Origin of the sequence: Pseudomonas sp. LTGT-11-2Z (genome assembly GCF_003691445.1) — a bacterium.
Lineage (GTDB): Bacteria > Pseudomonadota > Gammaproteobacteria > Pseudomonadales > Pseudomonadaceae > Aquipseudomonas > Aquipseudomonas monteilii.
The window spans coordinates 434,395-450,706 of record NZ_CP033104.1 but is presented as its reverse complement, the minus strand read 5'-3'; the positions used below and the strand labels follow the sequence as shown (position 1 = coordinate 450,706).

The following is a 16,312-nucleotide window of genomic DNA, read 5'->3' as shown; positions in this document are numbered from 1 at the left end:
TTATGCTTCTGCCCTGACCTGTGCAATGGAAGACCTTGTGACTGCACCCACTTCACTGGACAAGCGCTGGCTCACCGAAGCGGTACGCCTGCGTGAAGAACATGCCGGCCCTCTGGAAGACCAGGAGGCCAACCGCCGCGCCCGCCAACTGGGCGGCGACCTGGCGGCCCGCATCGAAACCCGTGCGCTGTGCCTGGCCGAACGCGACGGCATGACTGTCGCCTTGCACCACTGGAAGCAGGGGGCGCGCCTGGCGCTGCTGGCCTTGTTGCTGCTGGCCGTGCTCAGCGGCGCCGGCATGGCACTGGCCGCCCTGGGCGATGGGCAACGGCCGGTCAACGTATTCTGGGCCTTGGGCAGCCTGCTCGGGCTGAACCTGCTGATGCTGCTGGGCTGGGCCGTTGGCCTTGCCATCAGTGGCGAGCACGGCGCGGGGCTGGGCCGCCTGTGGCTATGGCTTAGCGAACGCTTTGCCCGCGATGCCAAAGCCGCGCACTTGGCACCTGCGCTGCTAGTGCTGCTGCAACGCCAGCGGCTCAACCGCTGGTTGCTCGGCCTGCTGGTACACGGCCTGTGGCTGCTGGCGATGCTCACCGCGCTGGGCATGCTGCTGGCCTTGCTGGCGACCCGGCGCTATGGCTTCGTCTGGGAAACCACGCTGCTTGCCGCCGACCCGTTCATCCACCTGACCCAGGCCCTGGGCGCCCTGCCCTCGTTGCTGGGCTTTGCCATACCCGACGAGGCCATGATCCGCGCCAGCGGCGACACCTTGCCCGCGCTGGACCTGGCCCGCCAGGCCTGGGCCAGCTGGCTGCTCGGCGTAGTGCTGGTGTATGGCCTGCTGCCGCGCTTGCTGCTGGCCGCGTTATGCCTGTGGCGCTGGCGCCAGGGCCGCGAGCGCCTGACGCTGGACCTTAGCCTGCCCGGCTACGCGCACCTGCGAGATGCGCTGATGCCCCGCAGCGAGCGCATCGGCGTACAGGACCCCGCCCCCGATGCCTTGCCGCAGTTTGCCGTAGGCCAGCTGGAAAGCGGCAGCAGCGGTGCCCTGCTGGTCGGCCTGGAACTGGACGACCAGCGCCCTTGGCCGCCCGCCCTGCCCAAAAACGTGACCGATGCCGGTGTGCTCGACAGCCGCGAATCGCGCAACCGCCTGCTTGAACAACTTAGCCGCTTCCCGCCCGCACGCCTGGCCATCGCCTGCGACCCACGGCGTTCACCCGACCGCGGCAGCCTGGCACTGCTCGCCGAACTGGCGCGCAATGCCGGTGCGACCCGAATCTGGCTACTACAGGCCGCGCCTGGTCAGGCCCTCGATGCCCAGCGCCTGGGTGACTGGCACGAAGCCCTCGACCGCCTTGGCCTCGCGCACGCCGACACCTCGCCATTGACCTGGCTGGAGCATGGCCATGACTGAGCCGCTGAAACTGGCCGTGGTCGGCCACACCAACGTCGGCAAGACCTCGCTGCTGCGCACCCTCACCCGTGACGTCGGCTTTGGCGAAGTCTCCCACCGCCCCAGCACCACCCGCCATGTGGAAGGTGCGCGCTTGTCGGTGGACGGCGAACCCATGCTGGAGCTGTACGACACACCGGGCCTGGAAGATGCCATCGCTTTGCTCGACTACCTCGAACGCCTGGAGCGCCCAGGCGAGCGCCTGGACGGCCCGGCCCGCCTGGAGCGCTTTCTTCAGGGCAGCGAAGCACGTCAGCGCTTCGAGCAGGAGGCCAAGGTGCTGCGCCAGCTGCTGGCCAGCAATGCCGGCCTGTACGTGATCGATGCGCGTGAGCCGGTGTTGGCCAAATACCGCGACGAGCTGGAAGTGCTGGCCAGCTGCGGCAAGCCGTTGCTGCCGGTGCTCAACTTCGTCGCCAGCCACCAGCACCGCGAGCCGCAATGGCGTGAAGCCCTTGCGCGGCTTGGGCTTCACGCGTTGGTGCGGTTCGACAGCGTGGCCCCGCCCGAGGATGGCGAGCGGCGTTTGTACGAGAGCCTGGCCCTGTTGCTGGAAGACGCTCGCCCTGCCCTGCAGCGGCTGATCGACGACCAGCAGGCGCAGCGCCTGGCGCGCCAGCACAGTGGCAAGCGCCTGATCGCCGAGCTGCTGCTGGACTGCGCCGCCTGCCGGCGCAGTGTCGAGGCTGAGCCGGCAGCCGAAGCCCGGGCCATCGAAGCGCTACGCCGGGACATACGTCAGCGGGAGCAGCGCTGCGTCGAGGCACTGCTCAAACTGTATGCCTTCCGCCGCGAAGACGCCCATGCCAGCGACCTGCCATTGCTGGATGGCCGGTGGGGTGACGACCTGTTCAACCCCGAAACCCTGAAGCTACTGGGCGTACGCCTGGGCAGCGGTGTGGCAGCCGGGGCGGCCGCCGGTGCCGGGGTTGATTTGCTGGTTGGCGGCCTTACCCTCGGTGCAGCGGCCTTGGCAGGTGCAATTGCCGGTGGTGCGCTGCAGACGGCACGCAACTATGGTTCGCGGTTGATGAGCAAGCTAAAGGGCAAACGCGAGTTGACCGTGGACGACACGGTATTGCGCTTGCTGGCCTTGCGTCAGCAGCAGTTGATGGTTGCGCTGGACAACCGCGGGCATGCGGCGCAGGACAGCATCAGGCTGGGTGAGCTGGATGAAAAGGCCTGGCGTGAAGGCAAGTTGCCAGAGGCGCTGGTCAAGGCGCGAGCACATCCGCAGTGGTCGACGCTCAATCCAGGGTCGAAGCTGAATCAGGCTGAGCGGCAGGAACAGCTAGAGGCGTTGGTTTCTCAGTTTTGAGTAAACAGGTCTGGCCTCTTCGCGGGTAACCCGCGAAGAGGCCAGAGCTGCAAAGCGAAAGGTTACTGCTGGGCCACCTTCTCCGACTTACCGTCATAGCGCTTGCGCCATTCAGCCAGAATCTGGTCGCGATTCTTCGAGGCCCAGGCAAAGTCGTTCTTGATCAGGCGCTGCTCATAATCCGCTGGCAACTCGGTCTGCGGTTTGGCAATGCCCGGCGCCGCCAGCACGGCGAAGTTCTCCTTGTACAACTCCATGGCTGCGGGGCTTGCCGAAAAATCGGCCAGCCGCTTGGCCGCATCCGCCTTGGGCGAGCCCTTGATCACCGCAGTCGCCTCGATCTCCCAACCCAGGCCCTCTTTCGGCAGCACGATGTCCAGCGGCGCGCCCTGGCGCTTGAGCTGCACGGCCGGGTATTCGAACGAGATACCGATTGGGAACTCGCCCGCCGCCGCCAGCTTGCATGGCTTGGAGCCGGAGTGAACGTACTGCCCGATGTTCTGGTGCAGCGCATCCATGTAGGCCCAGCCCTGCGGCTCACCGAAGGTCTGCAACCAGGCGCTGACATCAAGGAAACCCGTGCCAGACGAGGCCGGGTTAGGCATGACGATCTTGCCCTTGTACTCCGGCTTGGTCAGGTCTTGCCAGCTCACCGGTTTGCTCAGGCCCTGCTTCTCGGCCTCAATGGTGTTGAAGCAGATGGTCGCGGCCCACACGTCCATGCCCACCCAGGCCGGTGGGTTTGCGGCATCGCGGTAGTTGGCGGCGATCTTGCCCAGGTCTTTCGGCGCGTAGGCTTCCAGCATGCCGTTCTGGTCGAGAATGGCCAGGCTGGACGCCGCCAGGCCCCACACGGCGTCAGCTTGCGGGCGGTCCTTCTCGGCCAGCAGCTTGGCGGTGATGATGCCGGTGGAGTCGCGTACCCACTTGATCTCGATGTCTGGGTTGGCCTTTTCGAAGGCCTGCTTGTAGCTCTTCAGCTGTTCGGCTTCCAGGGCGGTGTAGACCGTCAGCTGGGTACCGGCGGCCAAGGCCTGCAGGCTGAACACGGCAGAAGCGGCAGCGGCAAGTGCAAGGTGCTTGTACATGGGTAGGTTCCTTACAGGTCAGACGGTCGCGGCGCGTTGGCGCCAGGCTTGGGAGCGGCGCAGCAGGCCGCGTGAGGCTGCGGCCAGCAACAGTGAAGCGCCGGCACTGGTCAGCAGAATCAGGGTGGACATGGCAGCAGCACCGCCCACGTTGCCGGCATCGTCCATGTTCAGCACGGCAACGGCTGCCAGGATGGTGCCGGGGCTGTACAGGAAGATCGCCGCCGAAACCGTGGTCATGGCCGAGACGAACAGGTAGCGGATGATGTCCAGCAGCGCCGGCAGGCAAATCGGCACGGTCACCCACAGGAAGTGCTTGTACAGCGGTGCCTTCAGCGACAGCGCGGCGGCCTCGAACTCGCCGTCGAGCTGGCGCAGCGCAGTGGTTGCGGTCATCTGTGCGGTGGTCAGGTAGTGAGCAATGGTGCACACCACCAGCAGCCCCATGCCGCCATACAACACATGCAGCGGGTTGCCGTTCAGGTTGAAGAAGAAGACGTAGCCCAGGCCCAGTACCAGGCCTGGCACGGCCATGGGGATGAAACTGAGCAGGCGCAGCATCTGGTTGAGCAGGCGCTGGCCCTGGGTTTTCTCCATCAGGTAAGCACCGGTGAAGATCACGATGCTGCCGATCAGCGCGGTGCCGATGGCCATGGTCACGCTATTGCGGTAGGCCAGCCAGCCACCACCGGCGGTGTCTTCGAACATGTAATGACGCAGCGACAACGACAGGTTGTACGGCCAGAAGGTGACCAGCGAGGAATACACCGCCATGCCGATCACCAGCAGCAACGCCGCGCACACCAGCAACACGATGGCCAGGAAGCAGGCATCTCGGCTGCGCGATGGCTTGGGCTCGAACACCTGGGCACGACCGCTCATGGCTTCGCCCTGGCGCCGACGCAGCCAGGCATCGACCGTGAAGCTGAACAGCGCCGGCAGCAGCAGGACCATGCCGATCAACGCGCCACGGCCGAACTGTTGCTGGCCCACCACCGCCTTGTAGGCCTCCAGTGCCAGTACCTGATAGTCACCACCGACCACGACCGGTACACCGAAGTCGGTGATGGTCAGGGTGAACACCAGGCAGAACGCCGCGAATACCGCTTGCCGCGTGGCTGGCCAGGTGATGCTGGTAAATGCCCGGCACGGGCCGGCGCCCATGCTGGAGGCCGCATCGAACAGCCGGGCATCGGCCAACGACAGCGCCGACAACAGAATCATCAGCGCATGCGGGAAGGTGTAGATCGCCTCGCCCAGCACGATGCCCCAGAAGCCGTAGATGTTGTCGCTGAGCAACCCGCGCAGCAGCCCCTGGTTACCAAACAGATAGACCAGCGCGATGGCCGGCAGCATCGACGGCGCCAGCAGCGGCAGCAGGGAAATCCCCCGCCATACGCCCTTGGCCGGGATCCGCGTGCGTTGCAGCGCATAGGCGAACAGGTACGCCAGCGGCACCACGATGGCCGCCACGGTGAAAGCCACCGACAGGCTGTTGCCCAGCAACCAATGGAAATTGTCGCTGGCGAACAGGTCGCGGGCTGCCAGCAGGCCGCCACCCTGGCCCGCGTCAGCGCTGAAGCCACGCCAGAAGATCGCCAGCAGTGGCATCAGCACGGCCAGCACCAGAAGGATCAGCAGCAGGCTCTTGCCGCCGACGACGAACAACCGGTCACCCAGGGCGATACCAGCTCGCGGCATGGGGTTGGCCTGGGTCAACGGCAGGGACATTGGCGCGGCCATCTCAGGCAAACACCTGCAGGCTCTGCGGCGGCAGGGCCACCCAGATGTCCTGCGAACCCAGGCGCGGCATGGCTTCGGGGGCCAGTTCAGCCAGCAGGGCATGGCCAGGCAGGGCTTTGAGTTCGAAGCTCATGCGGCAGCGGTTACCCAGGAACGTAATCTCGCGGACCATGGCCGGGAACAGGTTTTCCTCGTGCACCACCGGGTTGACCGTGATTGCCTCCGGGCGGCAGAACAACCGGCCGCTGCTGGCCTGGGCCGAGCCCGGCGCCAGACGCATGCTCATGGCGCCGACCTGGGCATGGCTGTCACCGTTGCGCTGGAAAGGCAGCCAGTTGCCCTGGCCAACGAACTCGGCGACGAACGGTGTGGCCGGCTGGTCGTAGATTTCCTGTGGGGTGGCGTACTGCTCAACCTGGCCGTTGTTCATCACCGCAATACGGTCCGCCATCAGCATGGCCTCGTCCTGATTGTGAGTGACCATCAAGGTGGTAATGCCCAGCTGGCGTTGCAGTTGGCGCAGTTCGGTGCACAGGTGCTCGCGCACCCGTGCGTCAAGCGCCGACATGGGCTCATCGAGCAGCAATAGGGAGGGTGACGGCGCCAGCGCACGGGCCAGGGCCACACGTTGCTGCTGGCCACCGGAGAGCTGGCCGGGGTACTTCTTCTCGCTGCCAGAAAGGCCTACCAGTTCAAGCATTTCAGCCACCCGCTGGCGGGCCTGCTCGCGGCCACTGCCGGCCAGGCCGTAGGCAATGTTGGCCTCGACGGTGAGGTTGGGGAACAGCGCGTAGGACTGGAACAGGATGCCGTAGTCACGGGCCTGGGGTGGCAGCTCGGAGATATCGCGTTCACCGATGTACAACGTGCCACGGTCCTGGCGCTCCAGGCCGGCAATGCAGCGCAGCAGCGTGGTCTTGCCACAGCCGGACGGGCCGAGCAGGCACACCAGCTCGCCGGCGGCGATGTCCAGCGAGACATCGTTGAGCGCCGTAAAGGCACCGAAGCGCTTGTGAATGTTGCGCACTTTCATCTGTGCGCCGGGGGTGGCGTGGTTCATGGCAGGGCCTCATCGAAGAGATGGGGGCCATGCTAGGCAGGCTGTGCGAAGGTTCTGTGGCTTTAAGGCAAAAGCAAGTGATAGTGGTATTGGCAGATTTTGTATTGCCCAAACAAATCTAGAAGTGTGAGCCCGCCACTTCCTGCGCCACCCCAAGGAAGGCAGCCGGCAACCGCGCCTGGCGCCGCTCCTTCAGGCAATACAAATACTCATGCATCACCGGCGCATCTTCCAGCGCCAGCACCCGCAATTCAGGGTTATGCGGCACCTCATGCCGGGCAATCACGCTGATACCGATATTGCGCAGCACCGCTTCGCGGATCGACTCGCGGCTGCCGATTTCCAGCAAAGCCCCGGCTTTCACCCCGGCCTCCTGCAGCATCTGCTCGGTCAGCTTGCGCGTGGTCGAGCCCTTCTCGCGCATCAACAGGCAGTGCCCGGCCACAACGTCGATCGACACCGCCTGCCGCTGGGCCAACGGGTGGTTGCGATGCACCGCCACCACCAGCGGATCAGTCCCCAGCACCCGCCGCACCAGCCGGGCATCTTCCACCAGCTGTGACGAAGCGGCGATGTCCACCCGGTAGTCTTCAAGCATTTCCAGCACCTGCTGCGAGTTGCCGATTTCCACCGCCACTTCCACCTGCGGCAAGCGCTCGCGATAGATCTTCACCAGGTCGAGAATGTAGTAAGGCGCCGTGGCGGCAATACGCAGGCTGCCCTGGGCCTGGCCACTGTTGCGCAGCTCGAACTCGATATCGGCCTCTTGCTGCAGCAGCGCCTTGACCATCGGCAGCAGGCGGACGCCCTCTTCACTCAACACCAGGCGCCGCCCGCCACGGTAGAACAGCTCGACCGCGTACTGGCTTTCCAGATTGCGGATCTGCGTGGTCACCGTGGGCTGGCTGAGCCCGAGCTTTTTCGCCGCCAAAGTGATGCTGCCCAAGCGGGCCACCATGTAGAAGGCTTTCAGCTCCGAACTCAGCATGCACGTCCTCTATTTGCGCAGCAGGCGCAAGCCGTTGAACACCACCAGCAGGCTCACGCCCATGTCGGCGAACACCGCCATCCACATGGTGGCCATGCCGGCAAAGGTGATCGCCAGGAATATTGCCTTGATGCCCAACGCCAGAACGATGTTCTGCATGAGGATCGCCGCACTTTGGCGCGACAGCCTGACGAAGGCCGGGATTTTGCGCAAGTCGTCGTCCATCAACGCTACATCGGCAGTCTCGATGGCGGTGTCGGTGCCAGCCGCCGCCATGGCAAAGCCGATTTCGGCGCGGGCCAGGGCCGGGGCGTCGTTGATGCCGTCACCGACCATGCCCACCCGATGGCCCTTGGCGTAGAGGGTTTCGATGCACTTGAGCTTGTCGGCAGGCAGCAGGTTGCCTTCGGCACGGTCGATGCCCACCACGGTGGCGATGGCCTGGGCGGTATGCGGATTGTCGCCGGTCAGCATGACAGTCTTGATACCCAGCTCATGCAGTTCCGCGATGGCCTGGCGGCTGCTGTCCTTGACCGTATCGGCCACCGCGAACAGCGCCAGCGGGCCAGAGCGGTCGAGCAGTAAAACCACTGTCTTGCCCTGGCGCTCCAGCGCATCCAGCTGGGTTTCCAGCGCGGGCGAGCACAGCCCCAGTTCCTCGACCAGGCGGTGGTTGCCCAAGTGGTAAACCTCACCCGCGATAGTACCGCGCACGCCGCGCCCGGCCAGGGCGGCGAAGTCATCGACCTCGCTCAAGGCCAGGCCTTGCTCCTTGCCGAACTGGGCTATGGCACGGGAAACCGGGTGGTCCGAACGCTCGCCCAGGCTGGCGGCCAGGGCTTGCGCGCGGCCTTCGAACAGCGGCTCCAGCACCTTGGCGTCGGTTTGCACCGGTTTGCCGTGGGTAATGGTGCCGGTCTTGTCCAGGGCCAGGAAGTCCAGGTGGCGACCGCCCTCCAGGTAAACACCGCCCTTGATCAGGATGCCTTTGCGCGCCGCAGCGGCCAGGCCGCTGACGATGGTCACCGGGGTCGAGATCACCAGGGCGCACGGGCACGCGACCACCAGCAGCACCAGGGCGCGGTAGATCCAGTCGAACCACGCACCGGCCATGAGCAGCGGCGGAATCACCGCCACGGCCAAGGCGATGGCAAACACCACCGGGGTGTAGATGCGCGAGAAGCGGTCGACGAAGCGCTGGGTCGGCGCCCGCGCGCCTTGCGCTTCCTCGACGGCCTTGATGATCCGCGCCAGGGTCGATTGCCCGGCAACAGCGGTAACACGAAACTCCAGCGCCCCTGCCTGGTTGATGGTGCCGGCGAACAGCTTGTCGCCCACTGCCTTCTCTACAGGCAGGCTTTCGCCGGTGATCGGCGCCTGATCGACGCTGGATTGGCCGCTGATCACTTCACCATCCAGGCCAATACGTTCGCCGGGGCGCACCCGCACCAAGGCGCCGATGGCCACTTCACGCACCTCTACCTCGCGCCACTGGCCGTCGACCTGCTGCACCGTGGCCATGTCCGGGGTCAGCTGCATTAGCCCGCCGATGGCATTGCGTGCGCGGTCCAGCGAGCGCGCTTCGATCAGCTCGGCGACGGTGAACAGCACCATCACCATGGCCGCTTCCGGCCACTGGCCGATCAGCACCGCGCCAGTCACAGCAATGCTCATCAGCGCGTTGATGTTGAGGTTGCGGTTTTTCAGGGCGATCCAGCCCTTCTTGTAAGTACCCAGGCCACAGCCGAGGATCGCTGCCAGCGCCAGCGCCGCCACCACCCACTCCGGGGCCAGCGCGGCAAAGTGCACGATTTCGGCGGCGATCGCGGCAATACCGGACAGCGCTAGCGGCCACCAGCGGGTCTTGGCCACTTGTGGTGCACTGGCGGTGCCATCGTCTTCGGCGCCAAGCGGCTCGGCTTTCATGCCCAAGCTGTCGATGGCCTGCTCGATTTCAGCAGTGCCACCCAGGGTGTGGCGCACGCCAAGCACACGGTTAATCAGGTTGAATTCGAGCTGCTCGATACCGGCCAGCTTGCCCAGCTTGTCCTGGATCAGGGTCTGCTCGGTAGGGCAGTCCATGGCCTCGATGCGGAAACGGCTGAACTGGGCGTGGCTGCTGGCCTTTTCGCTCAGCTGGACCAAGGCTGGCGCAGCAGCGCTGCCACAGCAGCTGTGGGCGTGGTGATCGTGTTTGTGTTCGTGGCTGACAGGCTGGTTCATGGGGTCATCCTTAATTTGAGCCTGTTGCCAATGGAACACCCTGTAGCCACTATAGGGTCAAGCCATTTGCTGGAGATTTCGTGATGAAGATCGGAGAGCTGGCCAAAGCCACCGACTGCGCCGTGGAAACCATCCGCTACTACGAGCGTGAACAGCTGCTGCCGGAGCCGGCGCGCAGCGACGGCAACTACCGGCTGTACACCCAGGCCCACGTCGAGCGGCTCACCTTCATCCGCAACTGCCGCACCCTGGACATGACCCTGGATGAAATCCGCAGCCTGCTACGCCTGCGCGACAGCCCCGATGATTCGTGCGGCAGCGTCAATGCGCTGATCGACGAGCATATCGAGCATGTGCAGGCACGGATCGATGGTCTGGTGGCGTTGCAGGAACAGCTGGTGGAGCTGCGGCGGCGCTGCAATGCGCAAGGGGCGGAATGCGCGATCTTGCAGCAACTGGAGACGAACGGGGCAGTATCGGTGCCGGATACCGAGCATTCGCATGTGGGGCGAAGTCACGGGCATTAAGCCGAAAGCATTCGCGGGCACGCCCGCGAATAGGCCAGTTCAGGTAATGGAGATCTGTCAGACCGCCATCGGCGCCGTCATCGGCGCATGGTGCTCATACCCTTCCAGCCAGAAGTCACTCGGCTCGATCTTCTCCAGCCACTCCGGCTCATACTTGCCGGTCTCGGCAAACGCCGGCACGCGATCACTGATCACCAGCTTCGGCGCCTCCAGCGGCTCGCGCTTGAGCTGCTCATTCAGCATGTCCAAGTGGTTTTCATACACATGGGCATCACCAATGAAGTAGGTGAACCAGCGCGGGGTATACCCGGTCAGGCGGCCGAACAGCGACAGCAGCGCCGCGCCTTCGGTGAGGTTGAACGGCGTGCCCAGGCCCAGGTCGTTGGAGCGGATGTAAAGGGTCAGGGAGATTTCCTTGGTCTCTACATTCGGGTGGAACTGGTACAGCAGGTGGCACGGCGGCAGGGCCATTTCGTCCAGCTGCGCGCAGTTCCAGCCGTGGAACAGAATACGGCGGCTGCCCGGGTCGTTGGCGATGGTGTCCAGGCACTGGCGCACCTGGTCGATGGCCTTGTACAGGATGACGAACGCGACGCCGCCCTCTTCGTCCTGAGCGATGCGACGGAAGCCTGCCTTTTCGGCCATTTCGATGGCCGCCGGGTTGCTCAGCGGGATGCGCTTGTAGCCCGGCCACTGGCGCCATTGCACGCCGTAGATTTCGCCCAGGTCGTCATGGCCCTGGCGGAACGGGTTCGCCAGCCACTGGGCGTTCTCGTTGGCGTTCTGGTCCCAGACCTTGCAGCCCAGCTCACGGAATTCACCGGCGTTCTTTACGCCACGCAGAAAGCCGACCATTTCGCCGATCGCCGACTTGAACGCCAGCTTGCGCGTGGTGATGGCCGGGAAGCCCTTCTGCAGGTCGAAGCGCAGCATGGCGCCCGGCAGGCTGATGGTACGGATGCCGGTGCGATTGCCTTGCAACGTACCGTTCTCGATGACTTCACGGACCAGATCTAGATACTGTTTCATGACTTTCCTGTAACAAGAACGGCAGGGGGATCACCCCTGCCGTGAAAATCATACGGCTGGTTTTGCCGTAGGTTTGCGGTTGTAGGCCAGCCAGATCAAGAAGATGCCGCCGACAATCATCGGCACGCAAAGCAACTGACCCATGGTCAACCAGCCGAAGGCAATGTAGCCAAGCTGGGCATCAGGCACTCGCACAAACTCCACGATAAAGCGGAAAATGCCGTAGAACAGCGCGAACATGCCGGAAACGGCCATGGTCGGGCGCGGCTTGCGAGAGTACAACCAGAGAATCACGAATAATGCCACACCTTCCAGGGCAAACTGGTACAGCTGCGACGGATGACGGGGCAACTGGGCCGGGTCGCTGAACGGCGGGAAAACCATCGCCCACGGCACGTCGGTCGCCTTGCCCCACAGCTCGGCGTTGATGAAGTTGCCAATACGCCCGGCGCCCAGGCCGATCGGCACCAGTGGGGCGACGAAATCCATCAGTTCGAAGAACGACTTGTTGTTGCGCTTGCCGAACCACAAGGCCGCCAGCATCACGCCAATGAAGCCGCCGTGGAACGACATGCCGCCCTTCCACACCTCGAAGATCAGCGTCGGGTTGGCCAGGTACTGGTGCAGGTCATAGAACAGCACATAGCCCAACCGCCCACCGACGATCACCCCCATCGAAAGCCAGAACACCAGGTCGGACAGTTTCTCCCGCGACCAGGTAGAGTCGAAGCGGTTCAGCCGACGCGAGGCCAACAGCCAGGCGCCGCCGATGCCGATCAGGTACATCAGGCCGTACCAGTGGATTTTCAGCGGCCCGAGGGCCACGGCCACGGGGTCTATCTGCGGGTAAGGCAGCATGGAACTTCCTCTCGATTCAAATCAAAAAGCTGAGGCCGACACAGAACAGCAGTGCTGCGAACAGGCGTTTCAACAAACGGGGCGACAGCTTGTGCGCCAGGCGCGCGCCGAAGCGGGCGAAAAACATGCTGGTCACGGCAATGCCGACCAGCGCCGGCAGGTACACGTAGCCCAGGCTATGGGGTGGCAGGTGCTCTTCGTGCCAGCCCAGCAGCATGAAACTCAGGGCACTTGCCACGGCAATCGGCAGGCCACAGGCCGAGGACGTGGCCACTGCCTGCTGCATGGGCAGGCTGCGCCAGGTCAGGAACGGCACGGTCAGCGAACCGCCGCCAATGCCGAAAATGGCCGAGGCCCAGCCAATCACCCCGCCCGCGCCGATCAACGCGGGTTTGCCGGGGATGCCACGGCTGGCCCTGGGCTTGAGGTCCAGGGCCATCTGCGCGGCGATGACCAGGGCGAACACGCCGATGATCTTCTGCAGCAGCGGGCCCTGGATCAGCGAGGCCGTCTTGGCACCGATGCCGGCACCAATGAGGATGCCGAGGGTCATCCAGGCGAAGATCGGCCATTGCACGGCCCCTTTGCGCTGGTGTTCGAGCACGGCGTTGATCGAGGTAAAGATGATGGTGGCCAGCGACGTGCCGACGGCCAGGTGGGTCAGCACCGAGGCATCGAAGCCCTGCAAGGTGAAGCTGAACACCAGCACCGGCACGATGATGATGCCGCCGCCCACGCCAAACAGCCCGGCCAGCACACCGGCACAGGCGCCCAACAGCAGATAGAGCACGAATTCCATTCGGCTTCCCCAGCAAAACAATCCGGCATGGTAACGGAAGCCGGGCTCAGGGCTCTAGTGAACTCTGTGACAGGATGGATCCGCCCCGCCGCTGTGGGTACAGTGGCATAAAACACAGAGGCCCAACCGATGTGCCTGATCGTATTCGCCTGGCGGCCGGGGCATGCCCTGCCGCTGATCGTCGCGGCCAACCGCGACGAGTTCTATGCCCGCCCCACCCAGGCCCTGGCGGCCTGGGAGAACGCCCCCGGCGTGCATGCCGGCCGCGACCTGGAGGCCGGTGGCACTTGGCTGGGCGTGGGGCCGCAGGGGCGCTTTGCCGCGTTGACCAATATCCGTGACCCAGGTCAGGCGGTGGGGCCGCGCTCACGGGGCGAGCTGGTGGCGGCATATCTGAAAGGTGAGTTGGGGGTCGAGGCTTACCTGGACCAGGTGGCCAGTCACAGTGGGCAGTATTCGGGGTTCAACCTGCTGGTGGGTGATGGGCAGCATCTGGGTTACCTGCATGCGCGAGATGCCACGCCGCGCCTGCTGGCGGCGGGGGTTTACGGGCTTTCCAACGCCGGGCTGGACACACCTTGGCCGAAGTTGGTGAAGGCGCGCAGTGGGCTGGAAGGGTTGCTGGAAACGCCGGAACCGCAGCGGTTGCTGGCGTTGCTGGCAGATAACGAGCCTGCGGCGGATGGTGATCTACCTGAGACTGGCGTTGGGGTGGCGACCGAGAAACTACTGTCGAGTGTGTTTATTGCCAGCCAGAACTACGGGACGCGGGCGAGTACGGTGCTGATTGTGGATGATCAGGGCAGAAGGCAGCTGATTGAGCGCAGTTTCGGCCCCTTTGGTGGACACCTCGGGGAAGTTGAGTTCGCGGTTTGAGGGCCATGGGGCTGCTGCGCCGCGAAAGGGCCGCAAAGCGGCCCCAACAAATCAAAGGGTTTTATTGGCCCCAGGCCCAATCATCCGCGCCAACCCAAGGTTCTTCAGCGCCAACTGCAGCGAGCTGTGGATAACCTGCGGGTTGTCATGGCTCAAGGCTTCAGCCAACAGCTCCTTGGCCTTGCCCAGGTTCACCTGGCGCAGCATCCACTTCACTTTCGGCAAGTTGGTGGCGTTCATCGACAAACTGTCGAAACCCATGGCCATCAACAGGATCGCCGCCGCCGGGTCACCAGCCATCTCACCGCAGATGCTCACCGGCTTGCCTTCGCCATGGGCGTCGCGCACTACCGTGTTCAACGCTTGTAGCACCGCCGGGTGCAGGTAGTCGTAAAGGTCGGCAACCCGTGGGTTGTTGCGGTCCACCGCCAGCAGGTACTGGGTCAGGTCGTTGGAACCCACCGACAGGAAGTCCACCTGCCGCGCCAGTTCCTTGGTCTGATACACCGCCGCTGGAATTTCCACCATCACGCCCACTGGCGGCATTGGCACGTCGGTACCTTCGTCACGCACCTCACCCCAGGCGCGGTGTATCAGGTGCAGGGCTTCTTCCAACTCGTGGATGCCGGAAATCATCGGCAGCAGGATGCGCAGGTTGTTCAGGCCCTCGCTGGCCTTGAGCATGGCGCGGGTCTGCACCAGGAAGATTTCCGGGTGGTCGAGGGTGACGCGGATGCCACGCCACCCGAGGAAGGGGTTTTCTTCCTTGATCGGGAAGTACGAGAGCGCCTTGTCACCGCCAATGTCCAGGGTGCGCATGGTCACTGGCAGCGGGTGGAACGCCGCCAGCTGCTCGCGGTAGATGGCCAGCTGCTCCTTCTCGCTGGGGAAGCGCTGGTTGATCATGAACGGCACTTCGGTGCGGTACAAACCAACCCCTTCGGCGCCACGCTGCTGGGCGCGGGCCACGTCGGCCAGCAAGCCGGTGTTGACCCACAGCGGCATGCGGTGGCCGTCCGGGGTGACGCAGGGCAGTTCGCGCAGGGCGTCCAGGCCCTGTGCCAGCTGGCGTTCCTCCTCGACCACGTCGCTGTACTGCTTACGCAGCACTTCGCTCGGGTTGGTAAAGACTTCACCCTTGTAGCCATCGACGATCAGCTCGATGCCGTCGACCTTGGAATACGGCAGGTCGACCAGGCCCATCACCGTGGGGATGCCCATGGCGCGAGCCAGGATAGCAACGTGGGAGTTGCCCGAGCCCAGCACCGAGACCAGGCCAGCCAGCTTGCCTTCCGGCACTTCGCCAAGCATGGCCGGGGTCAGCTCTTCACTGACCAGGATGGTGTTGTCGGCGTACACCAGCGACTGCGAACGGGCTTCCTGCAGGTAGGCCAGCAGGCGCCGGCCAAGGTCCTTGACGTCGGAGGCGCGCTCGCGCAGGTAGTCATCGTCCATCAGCTCGAAGCGGTTGACGTGCTCACCCACCACCTGGCGCAGGGCACCCTGGGCCCACTGGCCGGTCTTGATGACTTCGGTCACCTCACCGCCCAAGGCCGCGTCTTCGAGCATCATCAGGTACACATCGAACAACGCGCGCTCTTCCGGGCGCAGCTGGGTGGCCAGCTTGGCCGACAGCTTGCGCATGTCGTCGCGCACGCCTTCAAGGGCGTTCTGGAACAGCTTGAGTTCGGCGTCGATGTCATCGACGGTCTTGTCCGGCACCACTTCCAGGTCGGCGGGTGGCAGCATCACCACCGCGCGGCCCACGGCGGCGCCAGGCGAGCCTGGCACACCGACGAAGCGGGCTTCCTGGATGCCCTTGCCCTGGCGGCCCAGGCCACGGATCGAACCGGTGGCCTCGGCGTGGGCGATAACCCCGGCAAGCTGGGCACTCATGGTGACCAGGAAGGCTTCTTCGCCCTCGTCGAACTGGCGCCGCTCCTTCTGCTGGATGACCAACACCCCGACCACGCGGCGGTGGTGGATGATCGGCGCACCGAGGAAGGAGGCGAATTTTTCTTCACCGGTTTCGGCAAAGTAGCGGTAACGCGGGTGGTCGGCGGCGTTTTCCAGGTTCAGCGGCTCTTCCCGGGTACCGACCAGGCCGACCAGGCCTTCGTTGGGGGCCATGCTGACCTTGCCGATGGAGCGCTTGTTCAGGCCTTCGGTAGCCATCAGCACGAAGCGGTTGGTTTCCGGGTCGAGCAGGTAGACCGAGCAGACCTGGCTGCCCATGGCTTCCTTGACGCGCAAGACAATGATCCCCAACGCCGACTTGAGATCTTTGGCGGAGTTTACTTCCTGGACGATCTTGCGCAGCGTATTGAGCATGGCTCGGGGTCGAACT

Annotated in this window: 13 protein-coding genes; 4 read left to right on the top strand and 9 right to left on the bottom strand. The window is 64.4% G+C overall.

The genetic code is table 11. The features are described 5' to 3' along the window. Positions 1-25: 25 nt before the first annotated feature. Both D8767_RS02115 and D8767_RS02110 read left to right on the top strand, forming a co-directional pair. Positions 26-1,417 carry a DUF2868 domain-containing protein gene (locus tag D8767_RS02115; protein WP_016712543.1) on the top strand — a complete coding sequence of 464 codons (1,392 nt, stop codon included), beginning with the start codon at positions 26-28 and terminating at the stop codon, positions 1,415-1,417. Then, positions 1,410-2,774: a GTPase/DUF3482 domain-containing protein gene (locus tag D8767_RS02110; RefSeq protein WP_016712544.1), complete on the top strand. Its 1,365-nt coding sequence runs from the start codon at positions 1,410-1,412 to the stop codon at positions 2,772-2,774. Before D8767_RS02115 ends, D8767_RS02110 begins: the two co-directional genes overlap by 8 nt. A gap of 62 nt (positions 2,775-2,836) precedes the next feature. Here D8767_RS02110 and D8767_RS02105 read toward each other — a convergent pair whose 3' ends face one another. From D8767_RS02105 to D8767_RS02085, 5 genes are all read right to left on the bottom strand, one after another. Further along, positions 2,837-3,862 (bottom strand): putative 2-aminoethylphosphonate ABC transporter substrate-binding protein, encoded by a 1,026-nt coding sequence (locus D8767_RS02105; RefSeq protein WP_016712545.1) that lies wholly within the window; start codon positions 3,860-3,862, stop codon positions 2,837-2,839. 18 nt (positions 3,863-3,880) lie between these two features. Beyond that, a complete protein-coding gene (locus D8767_RS02100; RefSeq protein ID WP_016712546.1) occupies positions 3,881-5,605 on the bottom strand; it encodes a putative 2-aminoethylphosphonate ABC transporter permease subunit in 1,725 nt (574 codons plus the stop codon). A 1-nt stretch (position 5,606) separates the two neighbouring features. Then, a complete protein-coding gene (locus D8767_RS02095) occupies positions 5,607-6,665 on the bottom strand; it encodes a putative 2-aminoethylphosphonate ABC transporter ATP-binding protein (RefSeq protein WP_016712547.1) in 1,059 nt (352 codons plus the stop codon). A gap of 118 nt (positions 6,666-6,783) precedes the next feature. Further along, entirely contained in the window at positions 6,784-7,653 is an 870-nt protein-coding gene (locus D8767_RS02090; protein WP_016712548.1) for a LysR family transcriptional regulator, read from the bottom strand. A gap of 9 nt (positions 7,654-7,662) precedes the next feature. Next, positions 7,663-9,876 (bottom strand): heavy metal translocating P-type ATPase, encoded by a 2,214-nt coding sequence (locus D8767_RS02085; RefSeq protein WP_060709863.1) that lies wholly within the window; start codon positions 9,874-9,876, stop codon positions 7,663-7,665. A gap of 83 nt (positions 9,877-9,959) precedes the next feature. Here D8767_RS02085 and cadR point away from each other — a divergent pair, with 83 nt between their 5' ends. After that, positions 9,960-10,403, top strand: a complete 444-nt coding sequence (gene cadR, locus D8767_RS02080) for a cadmium resistance transcriptional regulator CadR (RefSeq protein WP_016712550.1) — start codon at positions 9,960-9,962, stop codon at positions 10,401-10,403. Between the two features lie 57 nt (positions 10,404-10,460). Here the strand turns inward: cadR and D8767_RS02075 are convergent, their stop codons facing one another. Genes D8767_RS02075 through D8767_RS02065 form a run of 3 tightly spaced genes read right to left on the bottom strand, consistent with a single transcriptional unit; the run spans position 10,461 to position 13,089 of the window. Beyond that, on the bottom strand, positions 10,461-11,432 hold the full coding sequence (locus D8767_RS02075) for a thymidylate synthase (RefSeq protein WP_016712551.1): 972 nt from the start codon (positions 11,430-11,432) through the stop codon (positions 10,461-10,463). A gap of 48 nt (positions 11,433-11,480) precedes the next feature. Continuing rightward, positions 11,481-12,290 carry a prolipoprotein diacylglyceryl transferase gene (gene lgt, locus D8767_RS02070; RefSeq protein ID WP_016712552.1) on the bottom strand — a complete coding sequence of 270 codons (810 nt, stop codon included), beginning with the start codon at positions 12,288-12,290 and terminating at the stop codon, positions 11,481-11,483. 16 nt (positions 12,291-12,306) lie between these two features. Further along, on the bottom strand, positions 12,307-13,089 hold the full coding sequence (locus D8767_RS02065; protein WP_016712553.1) for a sulfite exporter TauE/SafE family protein: 783 nt from the start codon (positions 13,087-13,089) through the stop codon (positions 12,307-12,309). Between the two features lie 129 nt (positions 13,090-13,218). On the opposite strand from D8767_RS02065, the gene D8767_RS02060 reads away from it, so the two are divergent. Further along, positions 13,219-13,965, top strand: a complete 747-nt coding sequence (locus tag D8767_RS02060) for an NRDE family protein (RefSeq protein ID WP_016712554.1) — start codon at positions 13,219-13,221, stop codon at positions 13,963-13,965. Positions 13,966-14,016: 51 nt separating this feature from the next. Here the strand turns inward: D8767_RS02060 and ptsP are convergent, their stop codons facing one another. Then, entirely contained in the window at positions 14,017-16,296 is a 2,280-nt protein-coding gene (gene ptsP / locus D8767_RS02055; protein ID WP_016712555.1) for a phosphoenolpyruvate--protein phosphotransferase, read from the bottom strand. Positions 16,297-16,312: the final 16 nt, after the last annotated feature.

Bases quoted from the DNA above. Each gene is read 5' to 3' on its own strand.
- D8767_RS02105 (WP_016712545.1), bottom strand. From the start codon at position 3,862: ATGTACAAGCACCTTGCACTTGCCGCTGCCGCTTCTGCCGTGTTCAGC.
- lgt (WP_016712552.1), bottom strand. From the start codon at position 12,290: ATGCTGCCTTACCCGCAGATAGACCCCGTGGCCGTGGCCCTCGGGCCG.
- D8767_RS02115 (WP_016712543.1), top strand. From the start codon at position 26: ATGGAAGACCTTGTGACTGCACCCACTTCACTGGACAAGCGCTGGCTC.
- D8767_RS02065 (WP_016712553.1), bottom strand. From the start codon at position 13,089: ATGGAATTCGTGCTCTATCTGCTGTTGGGCGCCTGTGCCGGTGTGCTG.
- D8767_RS02110 (WP_016712544.1), top strand. From the start codon at position 1,410: ATGACTGAGCCGCTGAAACTGGCCGTGGTCGGCCACACCAACGTCGGC.
- D8767_RS02090 (WP_016712548.1), bottom strand. From the start codon at position 7,653: ATGCTGAGTTCGGAGCTGAAAGCCTTCTACATGGTGGCCCGCTTGGGC.
- D8767_RS02095 (WP_016712547.1), bottom strand. From the start codon at position 6,665: ATGAACCACGCCACCCCCGGCGCACAGATGAAAGTGCGCAACATTCAC.
- ptsP (WP_016712555.1), bottom strand. From the start codon at position 16,296: ATGCTCAATACGCTGCGCAAGATCGTCCAGGAAGTAAACTCCGCCAAA.
- D8767_RS02085 (WP_060709863.1), bottom strand. From the start codon at position 9,876: ATGAACCAGCCTGTCAGCCACGAACACAAACACGATCACCACGCCCAC.
- cadR (WP_016712550.1), top strand. From the start codon at position 9,960: ATGAAGATCGGAGAGCTGGCCAAAGCCACCGACTGCGCCGTGGAAACC.
- D8767_RS02060 (WP_016712554.1), top strand. From the start codon at position 13,219: ATGTGCCTGATCGTATTCGCCTGGCGGCCGGGGCATGCCCTGCCGCTG.
- D8767_RS02100 (WP_016712546.1), bottom strand. From the start codon at position 5,605: ATGGCCGCGCCAATGTCCCTGCCGTTGACCCAGGCCAACCCCATGCCG.
- D8767_RS02075 (WP_016712551.1), bottom strand. From the start codon at position 11,432: ATGAAACAGTATCTAGATCTGGTCCGTGAAGTCATCGAGAACGGTACG.